The following is a 3921-nucleotide window of genomic DNA, read 5'->3' as shown; positions in this document are numbered from 1 at the left end:
CCGTGCCGGTGGTGTTTGCGACGATCGCCTTGCGTAACTACGAGGACTGTCCGCAGCGGAACGATTCGTGGGTCGATCAGTCACTCGCCGAGGACAACCCGCTCGACCGTCGCTATGCGGTCGCTCGCGCGCTCGAGCGCTACAGCCGACCGGATCGCGTGCCGGTTGTGCAACTGGTCGATGGTGGGGTGACAGACAACCTGGGCGTGCGCGGATCGATGATGAGTCCGGTCGCGCACTACGGAAATGTGCCCGACATGGCTGGCGCATTTACGACGCAACAACTATCCAGGGTGCGTCACGTCCTCGTGGTGGTTGCCAATGCGCAGGTCTACAGCGAGTACGGTTGGTCGCGCAGCGGAACCGAGCCAGGCATGCTCAACTCCGCGTCGGCTTCATTCGATGCCGCGCTGGGCATCCTGAACACGGAGACGGCTTCGCTGGCGAAACAGGGGTTCCAGATGTGGGGGCAACGGATCAATAAATTACGCGGGGCCGGCACGCCTCCGGTCCGCGTTCACTTCTCGGTGCTGACTTTCAACCAGATCACTGACCGGGACGAGCGCGATTATTTTGATGCCTTGCCGACTTCGCTCCGCCTCGACCCGAAGGCCGTCGATGCAGTGCGCCGGCTGGCAGGCCAGCTTCTCGATGAATCGCCAGAGTTCATCGAGTTCGTCAGAGCCTTGCAGTGACCACACAAATCAGAATAGGGAAACTTAGGGACATTTGTTTCAAAGCCGCTACAAATCCATTTTGTGTCAAGAATACATTTATTTGCTTCAGCTGGTTCGTTACATTACTCTAAATCCGTTGCGCGCCAAAATCGTAATAAGCCCAACTGAATTTGATAAATACCCCTATAGCCGACATAGTGCGTTGATGGGAAAAGTTAAAAGAGAATTTCAGGACACCGGCTATGTATTGAGGCTTTTTGGAGTAAAACTGCCGGCCGCCCGTAAAGTCTACCGGGCCTATGTGGAAAAGGGCATTGCTCAAGGCTGTAGGCCGGAATTAGTTGGAGGCGGTCTAATTCGCAGTACCGGCTGTTGGTCAGATTCAAACGCACCGTCGGTCGTCGCCAGATTGAAGATGCGATTTCAGACCACTTTGCGAAGCTGAGAAGCATGCTTGAGGCCAGGGTGGACTAACCACACGCGGCATGTGTTGATATGAACACCGGTATCGTGGATCGTTGGATGGTTAAACCACCATTCGCCAGGCCACACCTGCCGCCGCCCCGATGGGCACCAGGTACTGAATGGGGAAATGGAATTTCTGAAGCAGCACCAGCGAGACAATGGCAGCGACCAGGGCAAACCAGTCGATTCCGGTCTCGGGCAGGATCACCTTGTAGCCAAACCAGACGGCCAGGTTCAGGATCACGCCCACCACGGCGGCGGTGACGCCGGTAAGCGCGGCCTGGATGCGTGGGTTGCCGGCCATGGCCTCGATGAAGGGCGCGCCGGCAAAAATGAAAAAAAAGCAGGGCAGAAAGGTGACATAGGTGGTGATCAGGGCGCCGAGAATGCCGGCGGTCAGCGGGGTTAGATCCCCGGGCAGGTTCCAGGCCCCCACGAATCCCACGTACTGGGTCACCATGATCAGCGGGCCGGGGGTCGACTCGGCGAGGCCAAGGCCGATGAGCATCTGCTCGGTGCTGAGCCAGCTGTTTCCCACAGCGAAATCGGTGATGTAAGCCAGCACGGCATAGGCACCACCGAAGGTGACAAAGGCGGCCTTGGTGAAAAAAAAGGCGATCCGGGTCAAGGTGTCCTCAAGTCCGCGCAATCCCCATACGCTTCCCACCACCAGGGCCCACAGCCCAAAGCAGATGCAAAAGACCCGCACGACATGGACGAACGAGGGCGCGACGTTTTTTTGGCCGTTGATTGTTTCAGATTCGACTATGCATTCGCGGGTCTGGACATTGTAGGTGCCTTTGCAGAAGATTTGCGGCAACCCGCGGTGCAGGAGCAGCCCACCTGCCGCTGCACCGGCCACAATCAAGGGAAAGGGGATTTTCAAGAAGAAGATGGCGACGAAGGCCAGGGCGGCAAAGAGGTAGAGCAGGCGGTGCTTGAGTGCCTTCTTGCCGATGCGAAGGACCGCCTCGATCACAACCGCCACCACCACCGGCTGGATGCCGTAGAAAGCGGCGGCCACCGCCGGAATATCGATGTGGGCCACGGCCAGGTAGCTTAACAGCAGCATGACGAAAATCGAAGGGATCACGAAAAGTGCACCGGCGACGATGCCGCCCAGCGTCCCGTGCATTCGCCAGCCGATATAGGTGGCCAACTGCTGGGCCTCGGGGCCGGGCAGCAGCATGCAGAAATTGAGCGCCCGCAGAAACTGGTTTTCACCAATCCACTTTTGCCGCTCGACCACCTCCTGGTGCATGATGGCGATCTGGCCGGCCGGTCCACCGAAGCTGATAAAGCCCAGCTTGGCCCAAAATGTTAAGGCTTCCTTAAAGGAAACAGCCCTGGACGGTTCTGGCATTGATTGCCTTGTCATGCGGTCTCCTTCTTATGCACGGGCACCCGGATATCGCGGCCGAAAATCGCAAATCCCACGGTGCCGATGATCCCGAAAACGAATGCAGTAACCAGGTTCGTCTGCGGGCTGATTTGCCATAAAAACGCTCCGCCCAGAGCGGCGAAAGCGACGAAAACATCCCGGATCAAATAATAGAGCCCGAACATCCCGGCCTTGCAGCTTTCCGGTGAGAGATCCATGATCAGGGACTTGCGCGTGGGCTCACCGAACTCCTTGAGCCCGCGCAGGATAAATGCCACGAGCAGCCATTCGAAAGAGCGACTGAAAAGAAGCACCAGCGGAAACAGGGTGAAAAAGACAAACGTGATCAGCACAAAAGGTTTCTTGGCGCTGCGGTCGGCCAGGTAGGCCACAGGGATGTAAACCAAAACCGCCGTAGCCATTTCGATGGTCGTCAGCCAACCGAACTGCAGGGCCGATACCGGTGCCGTTATCACCTTCATACTCCAGACGACCACGAATGCGTAAGGGATCTGCTCACAGAAGCGGATGAGAATGTCGGTGACCAGCAACCCCTTCATGGCCGGGTTCATCAGCCGGAGCAGTTTCAACGGATTCTTCTCCGGCGTCAGGTTGCAGGCATCGCCTGGAGACAGCGCATCCGGAGTATCGTCATCGATCATACGCTGCTGCAGGAGCAGCGCCACGATGGACATGATCAGGGCCACGCCGAAGGCCAGCCGGACACCGTCACGCTCGCCCATTATGCCGATGAACAGCCCGCCGAGCAGGGGGCCGAGCGCCATGGGAATGCGGCGTACCAGCGAATGCATGGTTACCCCCATGGTGCGTTTATGGGTGGGCAGGACTTTGTACATCAGACTCCTGGTGGCCGGCAGTGATATGGCCGACCATGAGATAAAAAGCACTGCCCCGACCAGCACCGCCTGCCAGGTCGGGACCATCATCACCAGGGCGAACCCGGCCATGGCCACCAGGTTGAAGATCAGCAGCGACCGCTTGGTGCCCAGGCGGTCGGACAGGTAGCCGCCGAGAAATGAGTAGAGGGCCGAAAGCAGGTTGTCCATGGCCTGAAGAAGACCGATGGCCAGTATGCCACCGCCCAGGGCCAGCATGTAAATGGGCAGAAAGCGCTCGGCCATGCGCTCGCCCATGCCCACCAATACCACCATGGCCAGCACGCCGATGGTGCTGCGCTGAAGGGCGAGAAAACCGGAGATTCCGGCTGCGCCTCCCGTTATGCGTTCACGAATGGCCATGGCGGGTTCCCTTTATGAACTGTGCCTGGCCACATCCAGCCGGCACCAGGCATACAGCGCGTCGTAGACCTCGAACTGCCCCGCAATGTTTTGCAGGTCGTCCGGGTAGCGCAGGCTGTAGCCCACGGCAATGGCTTCG

3 protein-coding genes are annotated in these 3921 nt (G+C 58.5%); 1 reads left to right on the top strand and 2 read right to left on the bottom strand.

Going from position 1 to position 3921, the window contains the following annotated elements; genetic code table 11:
* Positions 1–695, top strand: a 695-nt coding sequence (locus QNK41_RS04045; RefSeq protein ID WP_319254015.1) for a hypothetical protein, incomplete at its 5' end; no start/stop codon positions are given.
* Positions 696–1203: 508 nt separating this feature from the next.
* Here the strand turns inward: QNK41_RS04045 and chrA are convergent.
* Both chrA and QNK41_RS04035 read right to left on the bottom strand, forming a co-directional pair.
* Positions 1204–2520: a chromate efflux transporter gene (gene chrA / locus QNK41_RS04040; RefSeq protein ID WP_319254013.1), complete on the bottom strand. Its 1317-nt coding sequence runs from the start codon at positions 2518–2520 to the stop codon at positions 1204–1206.
* Positions 2517–3782 carry an MFS transporter gene (locus tag QNK41_RS04035; RefSeq protein WP_319254011.1) on the bottom strand — a complete coding sequence of 422 codons (1266 nt, stop codon included), beginning with the start codon at positions 3780–3782 and terminating at the stop codon, positions 2517–2519. The genes chrA and QNK41_RS04035 overlap by 4 nt, the downstream gene beginning before the upstream one ends.
* Between the last annotated feature and the right edge of the window lie 139 nt (positions 3783–3921).

This window comes from Desulfosarcina sp. (genome assembly GCF_033791525.1).
Lineage (GTDB): Bacteria > Desulfobacterota > Desulfobacteria > Desulfobacterales > Desulfosarcinaceae > Desulfosarcina.
Note: the sequence above shows the minus strand (reverse complement) of the source record. Positions and strands in the feature narration are given on the sequence as shown.